Origin of the sequence: Haloarcula sp. CBA1131 (assembly GCF_008728975.1) — an archaeon.
Taxonomy (GTDB): Archaea; Halobacteriota; Halobacteria; order Halobacteriales; family Haloarculaceae; genus Haloarcula; species Haloarcula hispanica.
Map to the genome: position 1 here is coordinate 292,281 of NZ_RPCY01000001.1, position 18,870 is coordinate 311,150.

Sequence of the window (18,870 nt, forward strand, 5' to 3'; positions counted from 1 at the left end):
ATCGCCATCATTCTCGTCGGTCTGATGGTCGGGTCGTCGGTGGTCTACGGGTTAGCCTTCGCCTTCTTCTAGTCCCACACGTCCGACAGCGGGTGGTTGCCGTCCCCGGACCGCGAGCGCGAGCGGTCGTGCCGGCGTTTGGTCCCCGAACTGAGCGCAGAAAGCGCCTGGTCCGGTGCGAACCGTGGCAGGTCGGGCGCTGAGAGGCGGTCGACCTGCGCACGGAACCAGTCGGGCATATCGTGCTCGGCGCGCTCAAACAGGTCCAGGAGCGACGTGTCCGCGAGGTAGGTCGCGCCATAGTCGTCGGGCGCGCGGACGACGCGGCCACAGGCCTGGATGACCGTCCGCAGTGCCGTCCGGTAGTACCAGCCCCACTGGTCGTCTTCGAGCCGTCGGGCGACGCGGGAGTCGCGGGTGTTTGGATAGGGGGCCTTGCACAGCACCTGCCAGCGACAGAGATCGCCCTCCAAGTCGAGGGCCTCCTCCATCTTCACCGAGAGGAACACGTCGGGGTTGTCGCTGCGCTTCCAGGCGGACAGCGCCCCGTCTCGGCCGTCTTTATCGTGGGTGCGGACGCGAGCGCCGACGCCGAAGTCGTCGAGAAGGTCCTTCAGTTGCTCCTGAATAGCGTAGGAATGGCAGTGAATGAGCCCCTTCTCGTCCGTGTGCTGTGCCATGATGCGAACGACGGTCCGGGCGATGTCGGGCAGCGTGTCGTCGCGGTGCTCGTAGGTCATCTTCCCCTGGGCCACGTCGTACAGCGGCCGGTTCTCGACGGGGAAGGTGTGGCCGACCTCGACGAGCGCGACGTTACTGGGATCCAGACCGACGTTCGCACAGAACGCCTCCTTGTTGAGGATGGTCGCCGACAGCAGAGCGAAGCGGTTGCCCCGGTCCCAGACGGTGTGTTTGAGGTAGCGCTCGGGGTTCATCGGCTTGATCGTCACCGGGGCGTTCTCGCCGTCGGCCTGGTCGACGACCCAGGTGGTCGCGCTCTCGGTGTCGGTGTAGTCCTCGCGGAACCACCCGAGGTCCTGTCGGAGCGTGTTCAGCGAGTCACGTTCGGCCACCTCGTCGCCGGTGAGTTCCGCCTTGTTCCGCAGTTCCTTCACCCGGCGCTCGGCGAGGTGTTCGACCCGTTCAGTGAAGGAGACGGCCTCGTCCAGGCCGTCGATGTCCGGCACGTCGATGTCGTTCCACATCGGGATGGACTGCGGCGAGAGGTCGATGGTGGCGTACATCTCCGCCCACTCGCCCAGGCCGTGGGCCTCGTCGATAACGACCACGTCGCGCTTGCCGAACACGTCGCTGCCGGCGGTCTGCATGAAATAGGCCAGTGTCATCGCGGCGATGCGGCGGTTCGAGGCGATGGCGCGGTCCGAGAAGTACGGACAGCGGTGTTTGACCTGGCAGTCGAACTTCCGTTCGCGCACGCACGGGGCCTGGTTCACCGGCGTGTCCGTCTCGCCGGGGAGGATGCAGTCGTAGTTGTTCTTCCCGCGGATGACACAGAGGTCCTCGAGCAGAGCGTCCTCGGCCACGTCGTCCAGCTGGGAGACCTGCGGTGTCGTGTAGTAGGCGTCGACGACCTGTTCCGGGGCGGCCTCACCCGCGGTCCGGGCACAGCCGGCGATAGCCCGAGCGAGCAGGGACTTCCCGCTCCCAGTCGGCGCGCGAACGAGGACCACGTCCTTGCCGCTCTCAAAGGCCGCACGGATGTCAGCGAGGGCCTGCTTCTGGTTGCCCCGGTAGGACGGGGCCGGGAACTCGTCGGTAATCCGCGCGGGGTACACGCGAGAAAGCAACGGACGAGGCGGCCTAAACCTTTCTTGTCGTTGGATGAGCGTCGGCGGCTAGCCGAGATGACGGGGGTGTGTCGTGTTCACAGGCACACGGTCGTGGTACTGATACTCTCGGAACTCTTATACATATACCCCCTGTACGTATATTTGCAATGGCAAACGGTAAGGTTGATTTCTTCAACGACACAGGCGGTTACGGTTTCATCTCGACTGAGGACGCGGACGATGACGTTTTCTTCCACATGGAAGACGTTGGCGGCCCTGACCTCGAAGAAGGCGAGGAGATCGAATTCGACATCGAACAGGCCGACAAGGGCCCCCGCGCGACGAACGTCGTCCGCAACTAAGGCAGATTTCCGGTCGCCTTTGGGCGACCACATCTGACACTTGTTCTTATCTGAAGTCACTCGACGAACAGCGCGTACAGCACGGCACAGAGCCCTGCGACGGTCACGAGACCCCTGACGAGCAACACAATGCCAGCCCCAGCGCCCGCCCAGACAGCGATGGTGGCAGTGGCGTAGACGCCGGCGGTCAGCGACCCGATTCCGACGGCGAGCCACCACATCTTCGGCGCATCGTTGCGCCGGTAGCCCCGGTAGGCCAGCGACGCGACGAACAGTCCGACGACGGCCGTCAGGGCTCGCGAGAGTTCCGCGACGGCGTCCGGCGCGAGCAGGTCGAACGGGACCGTCACGACGACTCACCCCCGTAGACGGTCCACAGGATCGTTCCGAGCCCGAGCAGTTCGCAGGCGCTCACGAGGAGCGAGCGCCCGACGACACCGACGCCGGTGGCCGTGGGGAGCGCGATGCGGAGGATCTCCGGTACAGTCGTGAGCAGGAGAAGCCCGACGGCGAGCGTCAGCATGCCCGTCCGACCCGGCCCGCGACGATAGCCGCGGACGAGGACGACGGCGATGGCGGCCGAGAGCAAGACGGAGAGTATCGACAGCGCGACGACGGCCAGCGCAATTTCCGGATCGGTCCCACCCGTGCGTATCTGCAGTAGCGTCGCGAACATCTCAGGACAGCCCCTCGAACAGGTCGGTGAATCGGTCCGCCGGGTCCGACGAGGACCGCGTGACAGCCACGTCGTACGACCCGTCGGCGAACGTGACGGTCACGTCCTCGACGGTCGCGACATAGCGCTTGTAGTGGTGTCCGTCGGGGTCGACGGCCTGCCGTTCGGCGACGAGGTCGGCGGCTTCCAGTCGGTCGAGGCGGCGGTACGCCGTCGGGTCGGACATCTCGCAGGCCGTACAGAGTTCGGAGACGGACATCGGTCCGGTGGTGAGTTCGGCGATGATGGCCCGCGCGTACTCGTCTTCGAGCAGCGCGAGCAGTTCATCGTCGCCGACCGCGTCCATGCTCGCTGAAAGCGAGCGAGACGCAATAAAATCGGTCCACTGGCTTCCGAATCAGAAGCAGTGCCCGCGGTGATACGTCGGTCCCGGCCGGTCGTCCGGACATGCCACCGAAGTCACCGGAGCAAAGAGACAGCCGGACGACCCCGAGCGTCGTCGAGCGGACTGTCTCTCGCCTCGTCTGGCCGATCTGGAACAGCGCGGACGGCAGGCTCAGAGCGCCACTGCGTGCGGTTCTCCCGGCGGTACTGTCGTTTCTCGCCCTCGCGGCGCTACAGAGCGTCGTTCGGGCCCGATTCACGCACCCCATCCGAGAACCGCTCGAAGCGGCCGGGATCGGGGCAGTCCTCGTCGCCACGGTGTTCGTCAGCGCGCGGGTCCTCGACCGCCGACCTGTCGGCGAGTACGGCCTGTCGCTCGACCGTCACTGGTGGCGGTCATTCGCCGTCGGCGGGGCGATAGCGACCGTGATCAATGCCGGCGCGCTCGCCGTCGCAGTCGGCGTGGGCTGGGCCACTGTCGTCGGCGTCGCGGAGGGAGCCGGCGATCTCCCGTTTCTGCCGGCGATGGCCGTCGTCTTCACCTACGTCGCCCTCGCGTCGGCGTGGGAGGAGATCGTCTTCCGCGGGGCGATGCTGAAGAACCTCGCCGAAGGGGCCGACGGGCCCGTCCCGCGGTGGGCCGCGGTCGGCGTGGCGGTGCTCGCGAGTTCGCTCGTCTTCGCCTTCCTGCACGGCGGGAAGGTCGACCACCCGAGCCAGTACGGCTATTACCTGCTCGCCGGACTGGTCCTGAGCGGCGCGTACGTCCTCACCGGCGACCTCGCCCTCCCGATCGGCTTTCACGCCTGGTACAATTTCACCCAGAGCGCGGTGTTCGGTCTCGGCCACTCACAACGGACGCCCGAGCTAATCGCAGTCGATATCGTCGGCCCCGCACGCTGGGTGGGCGAAGAAGGGATCGTCTACTCGCTCTTCGTGGTCGTCGGCGGCCTCCTGCTACTGACGTTTCTCCGCTGGCGCGACGGCCGCCTTGGAATCGACGAGCGCGTGACGCGGTGGACGCCCGGATTCGAACGGGAGACGTGACGACTTAGAGGGCGGCCACGTCCGCCGCCGTCACCTCGCGGTCGTCGGGAAGCTGGTCGATGCAGTCGTAACAGAGGAAGTGTTCGGTGTCGTCGCCGAGTTCGAGGACGATTCCCTCGGTCGGTCTGGACTCCTGCGACCAGATGTTGGCGATGCCGCCGGCTATCGAAACGTTCGTATCGCACCCGTCGCAGGCTCTAGAGGCCATTAGCGAGTTTTTATGCGCTGTATACACTTCAAGGTAGCTGGCCCCTTCGAACAGTTCAGTACAGTTAACTCTCGACATACTTTTGTCGTCCGATGGCCACCGTCCAGATAATGCAAATACTGGTCACAGGGGGTGCCGGGTTCATCGGCGGCCACCTGGCACAGCGGTTCGCCGCCGACAGCCACGATGTGGTCGTATTGGACAACCGCGACCCGTTCTACGATCTGGATATCAAGCAACACAACATCGAAGCTGGACAGGCGGCCGCCCGGAACAGCGACGGGAGCTACGAGTTCATCGAGGGCGACGTGCGTGACGCGGAGCTAGTGACGGACCTCGTCGCCGACGCCGACTACGTCTACCACCAGGCCGCCCAGGCCGGCGTCCGCCCGAGCGTCCAGAACCCCCGCAAATACGACGAGGTCAACGTCGACGGCACGCTGAACCTCCTCGACGCCTGCCGCGACGAGGGCATCGAGCGGTTCGTGATGGCGTCCTCCTCCTCCGTTTATGGCAAGCCAGAGTACCTGCCCTACGACGAGCAACACCCCACGACGCCCGTCTCACCCTACGGCGCGTCGAAGCTCGCCGCCGAGCGCTACGCCTGCGCCTACAGCGAGGTGTACGACCTGCCCGCCGTCGCGTTGCGATATTTCACCGTCTACGGCCCGCGGATGCGCCCGAACATGGCCATCTCGAATTTCGTCTCCCGGTGTCACAACGGCGAGCCGCCGGTCATCTACGGCGACGGCACGCAGACGCGCGATTTCACCTACATCGAAGACGTCATCGACGCAAACATGACGCTGCTTCACGAGGACGCCGCCGACGGCAAGGCCGTGAACATCGGCTCGACGGACAACATCGAGATCAAGACGCTCGCGACGGAGATCCGGGACCAGATCGACCCGGATCTCGACCTGGTCTACGAGGAACGCCACGACGCCGACGCCGAACACACCCACGCCGCGACCGACCGCGCCGAGGAACTGCTCGGCTACGACCCGGACCACACCATCCGGGAGGGCGTCGCGAAGTTCATCGACTGGTACCGCGACAACCGCGACTGGTACGAGCCGCTCGTTCGACAGTCCTGACGGGCGACACGAACAGGCCACGGTTTTAACCCCGTCCCGTCCTGCAGGAAGGGTATGCACGTCCTCGTGACCGGTGCGACGGGGTTCGTCGGGGGCCACCTCGCCCCGGCGCTCCTCGCGGCCGGCCACAGCGTCCGCGCGCTCGTTCGCGACCCGAGCGAGTACGCCCCGCCCGACGGCGTCGACGTGGCGACAGGCGACCTGCTCGACGCGGGCAGTTTCGACGCCGCCCTCGCCGGAATCGACGTCGCGTACTACCTCATCCATTCGATGCGTGCCGGGACCGACTACGCCGAGCGGGACCGGCGCGCTGCGCGGAACTTCCGTCGGGCGGCCGACGCGGCCGGCGTCGACCGAGTCGTCTACCTCGGCGGCCTCGGCGAGGACGACGAGACGCTGTCCGAGCACCTCCGGTCGCGCCGCGAAGTCGAGTTCCTCCTCAAGGAGGGCGAGTACGACCTGACGACGTTCCGGGCGGCCATCATCATCGGCGCGGGCTCAGCGAGCTTTCGGATGATACGCGAACTGACGACGCGGCTACCAGTGCTGGTGACGCCGCGTTGGGTGCGCACGGACTGCCACCCAATCGCTATCGACGACGTCATCGCGTACCTGGTCGACGTGCTCGACACGCCGGAGACGGCCGGCGAGACCTACGAGATTGGCGGCCCGGAGGTGTTGACCTACGCGGAGATACTGCGGCGGACAGGGCGAATCATGGGCACGGGCGAGCCGAAAATCGTGCCGATACCGGTGCTGACGCCGAAGCTGTCTGCGTACTGGGTCGGTCTACTGACCGACGTGCCATCGAGCGTCGCCCGGCCGCTCATCCACGGGCTGAAGACGCCAGTGGTCGCGGACACCGAGGCCGCTCAGGCACAGTTCGCCGTCGACCTGACGCCGTTCGCGGACGCGGTCAGGCTGGCCCTCAGTGAACCGCGGAGTCGCGAAACGGCGCAGGCGGCCGCGGCCACGGGTGGTGCAGGCAGATGAGCGGGGATAGCGCCCGTCCGGAATACGGCGAAACGTGGGTGTACGAGAGCATCATCGGCGCGCTGCCGGGGATTCGGCTACCGACGTGGGCAGCGATGGCGATACAGCTCCTCATCTTCGAGGTCGCCATCGTCGCTCTGTCGTGGTACTACGAGGTCTGGAGCGCCGCAATCGCCGGAACGGTCGTCGTGTTCGTCGCCACCATCGGAAGCGCCGAGATGCTCCGAATCAGCACGCTTATCCGCCGTATCGACGTTCCACCGACCTACCGCGCGCTGCTGTTCGCCTCGAACGTCGAGGTCGTGCTGTCCGTCCTCGCGTACGTGGCGTTGCTCACCCACCTGTTCGTCTTCGACCCGCAGGTCAGCTCGACGCCACTTCTGGGCCAACTGTTCGGGTCGGAGCCGCCGGTACTGGTGGTGTATCTGACCCTACTCATCCTCTGGGACGTGAGCTACCGTATCGGTACGGGCTGGTGGGCCAGCGTCACGGGTCTGTGGCGATCAGCGCGCTACCGGTTCGACCCCGAGACGGCGCGGGTGTTCATCCGGGCCGACCTGGAGATCTGGGGCTTTGGCGTCCTCCAGCTCGTGCTCGTTCCGTTCGTGCTTGACCAGCCGGTACTGCTCGCGGCGCTGGTCGGCCATGTGATAGCCGTCACAGCCGTGACGGCCGCCTCTGTCGGGCTATTGCGCTACCGGTCGAGAACGGCCGCCGTCAGTCAGAGTTGATCTGCTTGAACTGGTCGAGCAGCTCTTTTGTCGACTCGTCACCGTCGTAGTCAACACTCCCGTGGTACGTGCTCCGGTCGTCGTCTTCCGACAGGTCGACCTCGCTGTTCTTGCGTTCACGGCGTTCGTGTTCGTCGTCGTCGTACGCTCCCATCGACATAGGTTACCACGGTGAAACTTGGCTGGTAGTGACTATCAATGTAACGGTGGTCCCAGAAACCGTACCACACGACCTACAGAGTGTGCGAGCAGTCCGAACCGGGGTGTCTCGATAGGGCGGAACGCCCAAGACCACTGACCGTCTACACGGCCCTGTGGCTGGTCCCTTACGTCTGCGACGGTCGAACGAGCGATGGAGCGAGAAGCGGGTCCGGACAGACCTGCTGACACCGCTGCAGAACACCTTCGGTGCGACGATGAACGGTCCGTGGTTCGCCCCGCCGGAGGGGTGGGCCGCGCGCCGACTGGAGATGGACAACGGCGATCTGGCGCTGTTTTGCTGGAACGGCCAGCGCGCGTACTGGGTCGGGAACACCGAGACCCCGGAGACGCTGTGGCGAACGGAGAAGTACACGTTCGACGAGGTGCCCGACGAGATTAGCGAGTGGGTCCAGCGTGAGCTGTTCGCCCAGTTAGAGGTGGAGGACCCGTGGCTCACCGAGTACGAGACGCTGGCGCACTTCTTCCTGCCCGTGTTTCTCTCGAAGGACGGCCGGGAGTCGACACGGACGTTCTTCCGGGACCACGCCAGCGGCTTCCCGGACGCCGACCGGGCGGACGGGCTGGCGTTTTACGACGACTTCCTCGCGACTGGCGAACTCGACGACTACCGCTACACGATGGCGAGCAAACTCGGGACCAGCGAGGGCTTTGACCTCTCGCGGATGCGAGCGACGATGGGCGAGTTCAACGTCGCCAAACTGCTCGTCGACGCGGGCAACGACATCAGACCCGAGGTCGAACTGAACTCGGGCCACTCCGTCGATTTCCGAGTCGAGGACACGCTCGTGGAGGTCACCCGCCCACGGCCGCCGTCCCGACGGCAGGTCAACACCGGTATCGCCGCGGTCAAAGCATCGGGTGACGCGAAGACTCGCGACCAGCTAGCGGCCCACCCCGGAGCCGTCCTCGTCGTCGACTGCAGTTCCTTCCCGGACGACGACTGGCGGCGGGTCTACGGCGAACAGCCCGATGTCGGCTACTCGCCGACCATCGTCTTCCGCGCCCGGCCGGACGGCAGCATGGAAGGGTACGCCTACGGCTCGGTTCCGTTCCCGCTCCCGTTGTAGTCAGTTCGCAACTGACGGTAGGTCGCGTTATCTTCCCCGAAATTCGGGGCGTAACATATAACGCGCCGGACGGGCAACACTGAGAGAGATAGCCGTGGTGGACGACACAGAGCAATCGGGGACCAGCGGCGCGGGTCAGTCGGTTTCCGAGGTAATGGACCGGCTCGAATCGCTCCGGTCCGAGGAAGAAGAACGTTCCGAGAGCGCCACCGCCGGCGTGTTACTGGACCAGTTGCAGGAGGTCGAACAGCGACTATTGGCCTTCGGCGAGGCGCTGGGCGGGACCGCCGATACCGTGACAGACCTCCCGTTTACCGAGGAAGCCGGGCTGGACCACATGCCCGAGCCGCTGTACGTCCGCCACGACACCGAGATGCTGAATCAGGTCACGTCCTGGCTCCTGCAGGACCAGCACATCGGATTAGTGAGTCCCTACGGCACCGGAAAGACGGCCTTCCGGGAAATCGTCCTGCGTGACCTTTCGAAACACGAGGGCTTTGTCATCACGCATCTGGACAATCCACGCGAGACGACGCCGCGAAAACTGTACCAGACGGTGCTAACCGCCGCCTACGCCGCGGGCTACTCCATCGACCAGCGCAACTACTCGCAGGTCCGAGACGGGATTCCGTGGGCGACCGCTGAAGCGAAAGACGCCGTCCACGAAATCGTCCGTCGCGTACGCGAGGACGGCAAGACGCTTCTGCTGGTCGTCGACGAAATCGAGGTGCTGGAGGCGGACCTGCTGTCGCCGCTGCAGGTGGCCGGCGACGCCGGCGTCCGGCTGTTCCTCACCGGAACACCGGAGGGGAAGCGGCGGGTGGCGGAGATCCGGGGAACGCTCGACTCACGGCTTCGCTACTACGAGGGCATCGACCCGTTCTCGCCGGACGACGTGGCCGAGTACGCCGCTCGCTCGCTGGCGTACTTCCGGGGCGACCCCTACGAGGGGCAGGCCCCGGACCTGTTTACGCGGGCCGCAATCGAGGACATCCACGAGCGGACCGAGGGCAACCCCCGTGAGGTCCGCATCGAGTGTCGCGAACTGTTCACCAGAGCGGCGTTTGTCTGGTACCGAACCGGCCAGGACATCTCTCGCATCCAGATTACCCCCGAACTGCGCCACCGGCGGTTCGGAATGGGCCGCTGAGCGCCCCTGAAAGGGTATATAAACCACCTACGTGATACGGTATCACACCGACGAGTGTGGCATGTAGTCGGGCGATACAGCGTCCGGCACCACAGCTTTTATATAGAATCACATTCAATCATCGTTTGACTATGGCTCAACAGCAGATGGGCAACCAGCCCATGATTGTACTTTCCGAGGAGTCCCAGCGGACATCCGGAAAGGACGCGCAGTCGATGAACATCACGGCCGGGACGGCCGTCGCCGAGGCCGTTCGGACGACACTGGGTCCGAAGGGCATGGACAAGATGCTCGTCGACAACTCGGGCTCAGTCGTCGTCACGAACGACGGCGTCACCATCCTCGACGAGATGGACATCGAGCACCCCGCCGCCAACATGATCGTTGAGGTCGCCCAGACCCAGGAAGACGAAGTGGGCGACGGCACGACCACGGCGGTCGTCATGGCCGGCGAACTCCTCTCGAAGGCCGAGGAACTCCTCGACCAGGACATCCACGCCAGCATCCTGGCTCAGGGGTACCGCCAGGCCGCAGAGAAGGCCAAGGAGATTCTCGAGGACAACGCCATCGACGTCGACGCCGACGACACGGAGACCCTCGAAAAGGTCGCCGCGACGGCGATGACCGGCAAGGGCGCGGAGTCCTCCAAGGACATCCTCGCCGAACTCGTCGTTCGCGCCGCACAGTCCGTCGTCGACGACGACGGCAGCGTCGACACAGACAACATCCAGATCGAAACCGTCGTCGGCGGCGCAACCGATGAGTCCGAACTCGTCGAAGGCGTCATCGTCGACAAGGAACGCGTCCACGACAACATGCCGTTCGCCGTCGAGGACGCCGACGTGGCCCTGCTCGACACGGCCATCGAGGTTCCGGAAACGGAACTCGACACCGAAGTCAACGTCACCGACCCCGACCAGCTCCAGCAGTTCCTCGACCAGGAAGAAGAGCAGCTCAAGGAGATGGTCGATCAGCTCAAAGAAGCCGGTGCTGACGTCGTCTTCTGCCAGAAGGGCATCGACGACATGGCCCAGCACTACCTCGCTCAGGAAGGCATTCTGGCCGTGCGCCGCGCCAAGAAGTCCGACATCGAAGCGCTCTCGCGCTCGACCGGCGCGCGCATCATCTCGAACATCGACGACATCGAAGCCGACGACCTCGGCTTCGCCGGCTCCGTCGCCCAGAAGGACATCGCCGGCGACGAGCGCATCTTCGTCGAGGACGTCGAGGACGCCCGCGCTGTCACGATGATCCTCCGCGGCGGCACCGAACACGTCGTCGACGAAGTCGAGCGCGCCATCGAGGACTCGCTCGGCGTCGTCGCCGCTACGCTGGAGGACGGCAAGGTCCTGCCCGGCGGCGGTGCCCCCGAGACGCAGCTCGCCCTCGGTCTCCGAGACCACGCCGACTCCGTCGGTGGCCGCGAGCAGCTCGCCGTCGAGGCCTTCGCCGATGCCATCGACGTCATCCCGCGCACTCTCGCGGAGAACGCCGGTCTCGACCCGATCGACTCGCTGGTCGACCTCCGAAGCAAGCACGACGGTGGCGCAGTCACCTCCGGGCTTGACGCGTACACGGGTGAGGTCGTCGACATGGAAGAGGACGGCGTCGTCGAGCCCCTCCGTGTCAAGACCCAGGCCGTCGAAAGCGCAACCGAAGCAGCCGTCATGATCCTCCGCATCGACGACGTCATCGCTGCTGGCGACCTCAAGGGTGGCCAGGGCGACGACGACGAGGACGAAGGCGGACCCGGCGGCCCAGGCGGCGCGCCCGGCGGAATGGGCGGCGGCATGGGCGGCATGGGCGGCGGTATGGGCGGCATGATGTAAGCGAGGTTTCGAAGAAACCTCGGCACGCCGAGCGGGGAACGAAGTGACCCGCGAGGCAAGCCACATTGGCGAAAAAGGCGGAATCGCCGCAAAGCGGCGATTCCGAGAACCGCGGCCTTCGGCCGCGGATGCCTGCCTCGCCCGTCGACCTCGTGAAGAATCGGTGCGATTCTCTATTTTTGTTTTCAGTATAGGTGGATAACGACGCTATGACGATAGCGTAGCCGCGGTGAACGCCGTCTCGCCCCTAAGAATCCTACTATCACGAAGTAGACGCCACGGTCAAACCGACGTATCCCTTTGAGTCGGTATGGACCTGACACGGACCGAACGGCGGTTGCTGTGGGTCGGAACAGCACTAGCGGGCGCGCTTCATCTGCTCGTTCCGGGGCTGTTACTGTCGCTGGCGCGGCTGGGCTATCGCTGGGTGCTGTCGGTGGAGTTCACGCCACAGGACGGGGCCCATCGTCGGGTCAGGCTGCTTGGCGTTGGGAACCTCGTTGTTGCGGCGGTACTGAGACGGCTACTCGACTGAAACGACGGCTACTGCACGGCAGACTCAACGTATGCGACAGCCTCGGCAGGGGTGTCGACGTGTTCGATGGCGTCGCCGTCGGCCACGCCGTCGAGGCGGTGGGTACCGAGCCCGGCGACTGGGCGATTTATGTCGAGGGCGTGGCCGAGTTCCGAGAGCGTTCCGGTGCCGCCGTCAACGGCGATGACGGCCGCGCCGTTCATCACGACGAGGACGTTTCTGGCGTTTCCCATCCCCGTCGCGATAGCTGTCTGGACGTAGTCGTTCGCGTCGGCCCGGCGCTCGCCGGGTAAAATACCGAGAGTGTGACCGCCCGCCTCGCTCGCACCGCGACAGACGGCTTCCATCACACCCGTGAGACCGCCACAGACGACGTCGTGGCCGTGCTCACCGAGTAGTTTCCCGACCTCGCGTGCCTGTTGGTACTGTTCGTCGGTAACTGTCGAGCCGCCGATGACCGAGACGCGCATAGCTGGTCGTGCAACGGGAAACAGAAAAACGCCGCCGGATTACAGTTGGTCGAGCCAGTCTTGCGCGCGGGATTCGGTGGTTTCGGCGATATCGGCCAGTTCGGCCGCGTCGTACTCGGCCAGGTCCGCGACGCTGTGAATGCCGGCGGCGTGCAGCCGTTCGGCGTAGGTGGGGCCGATACCGGAGACGCTATCGACGTCGGCGGGTTCGTCGGCTGCGTCGGCGTCGTCCTCGGTAGCGTCGGCATCGACATCGTCAGTCGCGTCAACCTCGATATCAGTGGATTCCGACTGGTCCACTGTGTCGTCTTCAGGGGACTCGACCTCGATGTCGACTTCCTCGCTCCCCTTGCTGCGCTCGGAGTACCACTCGGCGACCTCGGGCCAGAGGTCAGCGTGGGTCGACGACGAGACGGAGAGACCGATGTGGCCCGTCGAGAACTCGATGGTTCGCGTGTCGTCGCTGGCGATGACGTCGTTGAACGGCTTGGAGGCCTCCGGCGGGATGAGGTGGTCGTACTCGCCCATGAGCTGGAGGACGGGCATGTCGATGTTGTCCAGGTCGACGTGCTTGCCGTTGAGCTCAAGCTCGTTCTTGTAGAGTTTGTTGTCCTGATACACGTCTTCGAGGAACTGAACGTAGGCCTCGCCGGCGACGTCGATACCGTCACCGAGCCACTGCTCCATGCGGCCGAAGTTCTCGACGAAGCCCTCGTTCTCCATGTTCTCCGCGAACCGGATGTACTTCGTGACGTAGTTCTCGACGGGGTCCATCAGCGCGAAGCCGATGTCGAGCATGTCCGAGGGGACGTTGCCGAACGTATCGACGACGTCCCGCGGGGAGTAGTACTCCTCGGAGCCCCACTCTTCGAGGACGCCGCCCGTGTGGTCGAAACACAGCCCGGCGGCCATCAGGCCCAGGGTGTTGACCTTCTCCTTGTGGAGGGCGGTGTACATCACCGACATCGTGCCGCCCATACAGTAGCCGAGGATGTTGATGGCGTCCTGGCCGGAGCGCTCGCGGACCACGTCGACGCAGTTGTCCATGTAGCGGTTGACGTAGTCATCGAGCGTGAGGTGCTGGTCGAGCCGCGACGGCTCGTTCCAGTCGATGAGGTACACGTCGTGGCCCGCCTCGAGCAGGCGTCGGACGACCGACCGCTCCTCCTGCAGGTCGAGGATGTACGGCCGATTGATGAGGGCGTAGACGATGAGGATCGGAACGTCCTCCTTCTCCTCTTCGGGCACCTCGATACCGGCGGCTTCGGCGTCGTAGTGGAGGAGTTCGAGCTTGTTCTCCTCGTAGACGACGTCGCTTGGCGTCTGGCCGACTTCGACGGACTCCATCAGCTCCAGTCGCTCGTCGGCGATCTGACTGGTCTCGGCGGCGTCGGTCATGTTCTCCAGCGTCTTGCGCTGCCAGTTGAGCGCGGCCTCGAACGGATTGAACGGGTTACTGGACATGAGTTACTCTTCCATGTGTTCGAGAATGCGGTCGAGCTTCTGTTCGACCGCGTGCTGGCGGCGCTCAAGCTCGACGAGCCGCTCAGCAACTTCGTCGACATCGTTGCGCGTTGGGAAGCCCATTTGCTCCAGAGCGTCCTGACTCAGGTCGTCCGCTTCCTGTTGCATCTCCATCATCGACTCGACGAGCTGGCCGTTGGCGGCCGCGAAGGCCGAGGTGCCCATGACGTGTTTGAACGCCTCGTTGGCGGACTGCAGCCAGATATCACGGAATTCGGCGGGGTCGACGTCCTCGCCCTGTGCGGCGTCGGTCGAGCGCTCGACCATCTGCTCGGCGGCGTCGATCCACTCCTCGTAGGCGCGGTTGTAGCCGTCCATCCCGTCAGCAAGGTCCTCTTCTTTGGGAATCGTGTCCTCGACGGCGTCGGCCCACGACTCCACGAAGGCCGCCTGGGCCTTCATGTTCTGCTCCATCGAGTCAGCGACCGCGTTGTTCATCTCCTCAACCATCTCCGTCCATTCCTCCTGAATGTCGTTTGTATTACTCATAATAGTACCTCGGCGGCGGGCGCACAAAAAAACCGACTGTCGTATTTACGCTTCGACGTCGACAGCGTCGGCGGCTTCGGCCTGCACTTCTTCGACCTGTTCCTGAATCTCCTCGACCTGCTCCTGCACTTCTTCGAGCTGCTCGCCGAACTGCTCGGCGGCCTCGACAGACTGCGCTTCGAGTTCCTCGTGGGCCTCGACGAGCATATCGACCTGATCGTTGACGGCGGTGACGTACTCGTCGGTCATCTCGTCGTAGGTGTCAGCGCCCTCTGTGAGCTCCGTTTCCATGTTGTCGAAGACCTCGGCGTGGTTCTCGAGCAGGAAGTCGAACTGCTCGTCGACAGTCTCGCGGATCTGTTCGACGGTTTCGGTCATGCCGGGCATCGTCGACGCCATCGCGTCGAGGTAGCTGTGGAACGCGGTCTGCTGAAGCTCGACGCCGCGGCGCTGTGCCGACTCCTGCGTGTCGAGGCTGTCGATGACCGCGCTGTTGACGTTTTGCTGGAAGGAAACGCTCTGTTCGAGCGCCTTCTGGCTCTGCTCGATCGTGGTACGCTGCATCTCGAACGCTGTCGTGACGGGAGTTGTGTAGTCTACCATTGTTGGATTACTCGCTGTTGTTGTTAGTGACCGGGAGGACGACGGCTTGAACGATATCGCCTTCGTCGATGCCCAGCGCCTCTCGCTCCGCATCGGGGATGCTGATCCGACCCCCGCTTTGCACGCGGGTCTTGAACGTCGCCATCTGGCTCATGGCACCGAGCTGATTCATATCGAAACTCGGCATGCCACCGCTGGCGAACATCTGTTTCATCAGCTGCTGTTGCTGTTCCATCGCGTTCTCGCTTGCCTGTTGCATCCCCTTGAACATCGGAGGCCACAGCAGGCCATCATCCTCGTCGGCCATCGGTCAACTACATGTACTCTCCTCAACAATATAAACTTTCCGCTGAAACCCATTGAATACCATTGATTGGTAGAGAATGGTATTACCGATTGAGGAGCGTCGAGGGACGTGCTACGCTCTGTAGCACCGATAACTTCAACCCCAAATACACGTCTGACGCCCGTTAGACGGTATTTACCGACATCTGAGGCGAAACCAACACCAAGGTTTAATACTCCGACCAATAAATTAGCAGAACAGATGAGTTCTGAATCGCCACGAAACCCGCTGTTAGACACATGGACTGAAACATCGTCACATATGTTCAACAGCGTCGTTGCAGCTAACCGGGCAGCGTTCGCTGCGTTCGGCGTCCAGCAGGAGGACGAGAACGGCGTCACGCCCGCAGACCGTATCGAGCCGGACGAAGACCTCCCGGAGTGGCACGTCTCGATCTCCGAAGACCACCCGGGCCGCCTCGGCGTCGGCGACCACGTCGATTTCACGAAGACGATCTCGGAGAACGACGTGCAACAGTTCGCCGCCGCGAGCGGCGACACGAACCCGCTTCACCTGGACGACGAGTTCGCGGAGCAGACGCGCTTCCGCGGCCGTATCGCCCACGGGACGCTCGTCGGCAGCCTCATCAGCGCGGCCCTAGCACGCCTGCCTGGGCTGACGATCTATCTCTCACAGGACCTGGAGTTCCACAACCCGGTCCGTATCGGCGACCGACTCACTGCCGAGTGTGAGATCGTCGAGGACCTCGGCGACGAACAGTACCGGCTAACCACGCGCGTCCTCGCAGACGACGAAGTCGTCATCGACGGCGAAGCGGTCGTCCTCATCGACGACCTGCCAGAATAGTCAGCAGAACGCTCGAACGGCCCGGTTGAAACGGTCGGGGTGTTCCCGCGGCGGACAGTGCCCGCAGTTCTCGAAGATTTTCAGCGTGCTATCAGTGACCGTCCCGGCCGCCTGCTCGGACCACCGACGGGGGAGCAGTGGGTCGACGGCCCCGTGAATCAACATCGTCGGCACGTCTATTTCCGCTAACCGGTCGGAGTAGTCGGTCCGGAAGCCACACCACTGGAACTCGCTGCGCTGCCAGCGCCGCATCGCCCGGACGGTCTGGCGGTCGACGGCGCTGTCGACGTCCTCGACCAGTTGCTGGGGTGGCTCCCCGGGACCCATGCTTCGGAGACTGTTTCTGATCGCCGATTGGGACGATCCCACACCCTGCCAGAGCATATTTCCGAGTATCGGTGTCTGCAAGACGCTGCTGGCCGCTGTGCGCCAGTAGGCGTCGGAACCCAGTCCGTAGCTGTCGACTAATACAAGCCGTTCGACCGGACCGCCGTCGAGCGCGTGTCCGAGCGCGATTGCGCCGCCCATCGAAAGGCCGGCCAGCGCGGGTTCCTCGATACCGAGCGCGTCGATGAACTCGGCCACGGTCTCAAGGTAATAGTCGGTCGTGTACGCGCGGTCTGGCTTGTCGCTGTCGCCGTGGCCCGGCAGATCGAGTGCGTACACCGTCCGTTCCGGCGCGAGTGCGGGGAGTGCGTGACGCCACGAAACTGTCGCGGCGTCCAGCCCGATGCCGTGGAGAAACACCAAAGGCGGTCCCTCGCCGCCGGTCCGGTAGTGAATATCGACGTCCTCACCGTCGACGGACAGTTCGACGCGCTCGGACGAAATCCCTGTCGTCATCGGCGTTCGTTCGGGACCGAGGGCGTATGAGCCTTTGTATCCGCCCAGTTATCACGGCGGGAGCGTCCGAAATCGGTCACTCAGTTCGCTCGTAGGCGCCGTCCCGCCGGAGTCGAGCCTGCTCGCGGACGATAGCCGGCGTCCGACAGCGACCCGGTTCGCCGGTGACCTGCGGGACAGTGCAGTTGTTACAGCTCTCACACAGCGCGTCTGCGCCCTTGAGCAGGCGAGCGCCGAGCCGCGGCTCCGCGTAGAACGGGCGAGCCATTCCGACCGCATCGGCGGCGGGGACGGTTCCAGTCGCTCCGAGGAACCGATCGCAGTCGGCCCGCGTCCGAAGTCCGCCCTCCAGCAGAACCGGCACGTCCACGCGCTCGCGGACCGCCCGGCAGAAGTCGGCGTTCCACCCCGGGTCGCGGCTGAAACGGCAGGCTTGCAGGCGATTAAGCAACTGAACGGCACGCGCTCGTAGTCGGCCGCCGAAGACTGCTGCGTAGTCGTCCTGCAGGTCACTCGCGTCCCAGGCCCGGTCCGGAAACGCACCACGGACAATGCTCATGTCCCAGAACGGGGACACCTCGACCGGAACGAGACCATCATAGCCGATAGCCGCCGCTCGCGTCGCGATAGCCACGCCATCCCTCCGAGTGAGATGCCGTCGAACGAAACTCGGCGCAGCGGTCTCAGCTGGGACCTTCGTGACCAGCGGCACGTCGCCGGCGTGTTCCCGAACGGCGTCGTGGATTGCTTCGAGGAAGCGGACGCCGTCCCGGAACTGGTCGTTCCGACGGTTGTAAAACGGCGAGAGGAACTGCTGGATAAGGCTCATGTTCGCCGCAGAAAGGTGGATGCCGTCGTATCCCGCCTCGACGGCGTAGCCGGCACAGCGCCCGAACTGCTCGGCCAGGGCCCATACCTCCTCTGTCGAGAGCACATCCGGCTGGAGCGAAATCAGGCCAAGCCGGTCAAGCATCTGGAGCTGCCACGGCGGGTGGCTGACGGCGAGCTGGCGCTGGTCCGGGTGCTGTCGGCGGTACTCGGTGTGCCACGTCGCCATGCTCCGGAGACCGCCGTGGGCCAGTTGCAGGAAGACCCGGCCGCCGTGGTCGTGAATCGCACCGGTGAGCCGTTCGAGGCGCTCGACGAAGGCCGGGTCGTGGACACGCGTCATGTTCGGCGCGGCACAGCCGCCGCGGTCGGTGACGATGCTCGCCCCCTGAAAGAGGAGGCCGACACCGGAGGCTGCCGTCGGTCCGAGTTCGTCGATAAGCGTGTCGACTGCGGCCGCGCCGTTGCCCGCACACTCCAGTACCGGTGCGCGGTACAGCCGATTAGGGACCTCGACGCCGCCGATCCGCAGCGGCGTCTCCAGGTCGGTCACGACTGTTCGCGCTCGTCAAACGTCGCCTCGGTACGGCTGCCCTCCTGTGGTGTCACCTGCCGGATGGCCGCCCGGACCTCCGTCGGCGAGTCGAACTCACCGTCGGTGCCGCCCTCGATCGCGGCCGAGAGGTCCCCGGCGGGCGGGTCGGCGCTGCCGTACTCGTCTGCCAGTTCCTCCACGCGGACCGGGTACGCGGCCCCACCGGTGGTGCGGTCGACCGTCGCCTCGACCCGGCGGGCGCGCTCGCTGGCCCGCTGCCGTGCCGTCCGCTGTGGATCCATGTGTGAATATAACACGGTCGTTGTCAAAAATA

The 18,870-nt window shown here is 64.7% G+C and carries 24 protein-coding genes; 10 read left to right on the forward strand and 14 right to left on the reverse strand.

Features of this window, described 5'->3' with window-relative positions:
- Positions 1 to 68: 68 nt before the first annotated feature.
- Entirely contained in the window at positions 69 to 1,796 is a 1,728-nt protein-coding gene (locus tag Har1131_RS01510; protein WP_050037375.1) for an ATP-dependent DNA helicase, read from the reverse strand.
- A 161-nt stretch (positions 1,797 to 1,957) separates the two neighbouring features.
- Here Har1131_RS01510 and Har1131_RS01515 point away from each other — a divergent pair, with 161 nt between their 5' ends.
- The gene (locus tag Har1131_RS01515; RefSeq protein ID WP_004516469.1) at positions 1,958 to 2,152 is read left to right on the forward strand and encodes a cold-shock protein; all 195 of its coding nucleotides are present in this window, start codon (positions 1,958 to 1,960) and stop codon (positions 2,150 to 2,152) included.
- A gap of 56 nt (positions 2,153 to 2,208) precedes the next feature.
- Here the strand turns inward: Har1131_RS01515 and Har1131_RS01520 are convergent, their stop codons facing one another.
- Genes Har1131_RS01520 through Har1131_RS01530 form a run of 3 tightly spaced genes read right to left on the reverse strand, consistent with a single transcriptional unit; the run spans position 2,209 to position 3,174 of the window.
- A complete protein-coding gene (locus Har1131_RS01520; protein WP_050037374.1) occupies positions 2,209 to 2,502 on the reverse strand; it encodes a hypothetical protein in 294 nt (97 codons plus the stop codon).
- Positions 2,499 to 2,828, reverse strand: a complete 330-nt coding sequence (locus Har1131_RS01525) for a hypothetical protein (RefSeq protein ID WP_050037373.1) — start codon at positions 2,826 to 2,828, stop codon at positions 2,499 to 2,501. The genes Har1131_RS01520 and Har1131_RS01525 overlap by 4 nt, the downstream gene beginning before the upstream one ends.
- A 1-nt stretch (position 2,829) precedes the next feature.
- A complete protein-coding gene (locus Har1131_RS01530) occupies positions 2,830 to 3,174 on the reverse strand; it encodes a winged helix-turn-helix domain-containing protein (protein ID WP_050007576.1) in 345 nt (114 codons plus the stop codon).
- Positions 3,175 to 3,275: 101 nt separating this feature from the next.
- Between Har1131_RS01530 and Har1131_RS01535 the strand changes: the two genes are divergently transcribed.
- Positions 3,276 to 4,259, forward strand: coding sequence for a CPBP family intramembrane glutamic endopeptidase (locus tag Har1131_RS01535; RefSeq protein ID WP_014039181.1), 984 nt, complete (start codon positions 3,276 to 3,278; stop codon positions 4,257 to 4,259).
- Positions 4,260 to 4,263: 4 nt separating this feature from the next.
- Here the strand turns inward: Har1131_RS01535 and Har1131_RS01540 are convergent, their stop codons facing one another.
- Positions 4,264 to 4,467, reverse strand: a complete 204-nt coding sequence (locus Har1131_RS01540) for a hypothetical protein (RefSeq protein WP_008306949.1) — start codon at positions 4,465 to 4,467, stop codon at positions 4,264 to 4,266.
- Positions 4,468 to 4,577: 110 nt separating this feature from the next.
- On the opposite strand from Har1131_RS01540, the gene Har1131_RS01545 reads away from it, so the two are divergent.
- The 3 genes from Har1131_RS01545 to Har1131_RS01555 are packed head-to-tail and all read left to right on the forward strand — an operon-like array spanning position 4,578 to position 7,288.
- Positions 4,578 to 5,564, forward strand: a complete 987-nt coding sequence (locus tag Har1131_RS01545) for an SDR family oxidoreductase (RefSeq protein WP_044951575.1) — start codon at positions 4,578 to 4,580, stop codon at positions 5,562 to 5,564.
- A gap of 54 nt (positions 5,565 to 5,618) precedes the next feature.
- Positions 5,619 to 6,557: an NAD(P)H-binding protein gene (locus Har1131_RS01550; protein WP_050037372.1), complete on the forward strand. Its 939-nt coding sequence runs from the start codon at positions 5,619 to 5,621 to the stop codon at positions 6,555 to 6,557.
- Positions 6,554 to 7,288, forward strand: a complete 735-nt coding sequence (locus tag Har1131_RS01555; protein WP_014039177.1) for a hypothetical protein — start codon at positions 6,554 to 6,556, stop codon at positions 7,286 to 7,288. The genes Har1131_RS01550 and Har1131_RS01555 overlap by 4 nt, the downstream gene beginning before the upstream one ends.
- Here the strand turns inward: Har1131_RS01555 and Har1131_RS21565 are convergent.
- Complete coding sequence (locus Har1131_RS21565; protein WP_175055150.1) at positions 7,275 to 7,448, reverse strand: DUF5786 family protein; 174 nt, start codon at positions 7,446 to 7,448, stop codon at positions 7,275 to 7,277. The genes Har1131_RS01555 and Har1131_RS21565 overlap by 14 nt on opposite strands.
- 154 nt (positions 7,449 to 7,602) lie before the next feature.
- Here Har1131_RS21565 and Har1131_RS01560 point away from each other — a divergent pair, with 154 nt between their 5' ends.
- The 4 genes from Har1131_RS01560 (at position 7,603) to Har1131_RS01575 (ending at position 12,091) form a co-directional block, all read left to right on the forward strand.
- The gene (locus Har1131_RS01560; protein ID WP_050037371.1) at positions 7,603 to 8,577 is read left to right on the forward strand and encodes a DUF5784 family protein; all 975 of its coding nucleotides are present in this window, start codon (positions 7,603 to 7,605) and stop codon (positions 8,575 to 8,577) included.
- Positions 8,578 to 8,731: 154 nt separating this feature from the next.
- Complete coding sequence (locus Har1131_RS01565) at positions 8,732 to 9,727, forward strand: ATP-binding protein (protein ID WP_044951571.1); 996 nt, start codon at positions 8,732 to 8,734, stop codon at positions 9,725 to 9,727.
- A 146-nt stretch (positions 9,728 to 9,873) separates the two neighbouring features.
- The gene (gene thsA / locus Har1131_RS01570) at positions 9,874 to 11,556 is read left to right on the forward strand and encodes a thermosome subunit alpha (RefSeq protein ID WP_008306969.1); all 1,683 of its coding nucleotides are present in this window, start codon (positions 9,874 to 9,876) and stop codon (positions 11,554 to 11,556) included.
- 310 nt (positions 11,557 to 11,866) lie between these two features.
- Positions 11,867 to 12,091 carry a hypothetical protein gene (locus Har1131_RS01575; RefSeq protein WP_014039173.1) on the forward strand — a complete coding sequence of 75 codons (225 nt, stop codon included), beginning with the start codon at positions 11,867 to 11,869 and terminating at the stop codon, positions 12,089 to 12,091.
- A gap of 8 nt (positions 12,092 to 12,099) precedes the next feature.
- On the opposite strand, the gene Har1131_RS01580 is transcribed toward Har1131_RS01575, so the two are convergent.
- From Har1131_RS01580 to Har1131_RS01600, 5 genes are read right to left on the reverse strand one after another with little or no spacing between them, the layout of a single operon-like run.
- A complete protein-coding gene (locus tag Har1131_RS01580; protein WP_014039172.1) occupies positions 12,100 to 12,561 on the reverse strand; it encodes a TIGR00725 family protein in 462 nt (153 codons plus the stop codon).
- A gap of 39 nt (positions 12,562 to 12,600) precedes the next feature.
- On the reverse strand, positions 12,601 to 14,025 hold the full coding sequence (gene phaC, locus Har1131_RS01585) for a poly(3-hydroxyalkanoate) polymerase subunit PhaC (protein ID WP_151144736.1): 1,425 nt from the start codon (positions 14,023 to 14,025) through the stop codon (positions 12,601 to 12,603).
- 3 nt (positions 14,026 to 14,028) lie between these two features.
- On the reverse strand, positions 14,029 to 14,574 hold the full coding sequence (locus Har1131_RS01590; protein ID WP_151102768.1) for a poly(R)-hydroxyalkanoic acid synthase subunit PhaE: 546 nt from the start codon (positions 14,572 to 14,574) through the stop codon (positions 14,029 to 14,031).
- Between the two features lie 45 nt (positions 14,575 to 14,619).
- Positions 14,620 to 15,177: a hypothetical protein gene (locus Har1131_RS01595; RefSeq protein WP_151144739.1), complete on the reverse strand. Its 558-nt coding sequence runs from the start codon at positions 15,175 to 15,177 to the stop codon at positions 14,620 to 14,622.
- Positions 15,178 to 15,184: 7 nt separating this feature from the next.
- Positions 15,185 to 15,484, reverse strand: a complete 300-nt coding sequence (locus Har1131_RS01600) for an AbrB/MazE/SpoVT family DNA-binding domain-containing protein (protein ID WP_014039168.1) — start codon at positions 15,482 to 15,484, stop codon at positions 15,185 to 15,187.
- A gap of 300 nt (positions 15,485 to 15,784) precedes the next feature.
- Between Har1131_RS01600 and Har1131_RS01605 the strand changes: the two genes are divergently transcribed.
- On the forward strand, positions 15,785 to 16,330 hold the full coding sequence (locus Har1131_RS01605; protein WP_008306979.1) for a MaoC family dehydratase: 546 nt from the start codon (positions 15,785 to 15,787) through the stop codon (positions 16,328 to 16,330).
- On the opposite strand, the gene Har1131_RS01610 is transcribed toward Har1131_RS01605, so the two are convergent.
- The 3 genes from Har1131_RS01610 to Har1131_RS01620 all read right to left on the reverse strand — a co-directional run bounded on the left by Har1131_RS01610 (position 16,331) and on the right by Har1131_RS01620 (position 18,838).
- Positions 16,331 to 17,173: an alpha/beta fold hydrolase gene (locus Har1131_RS01610; protein WP_050007573.1), complete on the reverse strand. Its 843-nt coding sequence runs from the start codon at positions 17,171 to 17,173 to the stop codon at positions 16,331 to 16,333.
- A gap of 76 nt (positions 17,174 to 17,249) precedes the next feature.
- On the reverse strand, positions 17,250 to 18,554 hold the full coding sequence (locus tag Har1131_RS01615) for an NADH:flavin oxidoreductase (protein WP_151144742.1): 1,305 nt from the start codon (positions 18,552 to 18,554) through the stop codon (positions 17,250 to 17,252).
- Positions 18,551 to 18,838 carry a hypothetical protein gene (locus tag Har1131_RS01620; protein WP_014039165.1) on the reverse strand — a complete coding sequence of 96 codons (288 nt, stop codon included), beginning with the start codon at positions 18,836 to 18,838 and terminating at the stop codon, positions 18,551 to 18,553. Before Har1131_RS01620 ends, Har1131_RS01615 begins: the two co-directional genes overlap by 4 nt.
- Positions 18,839 to 18,870: the final 32 nt, after the last annotated feature.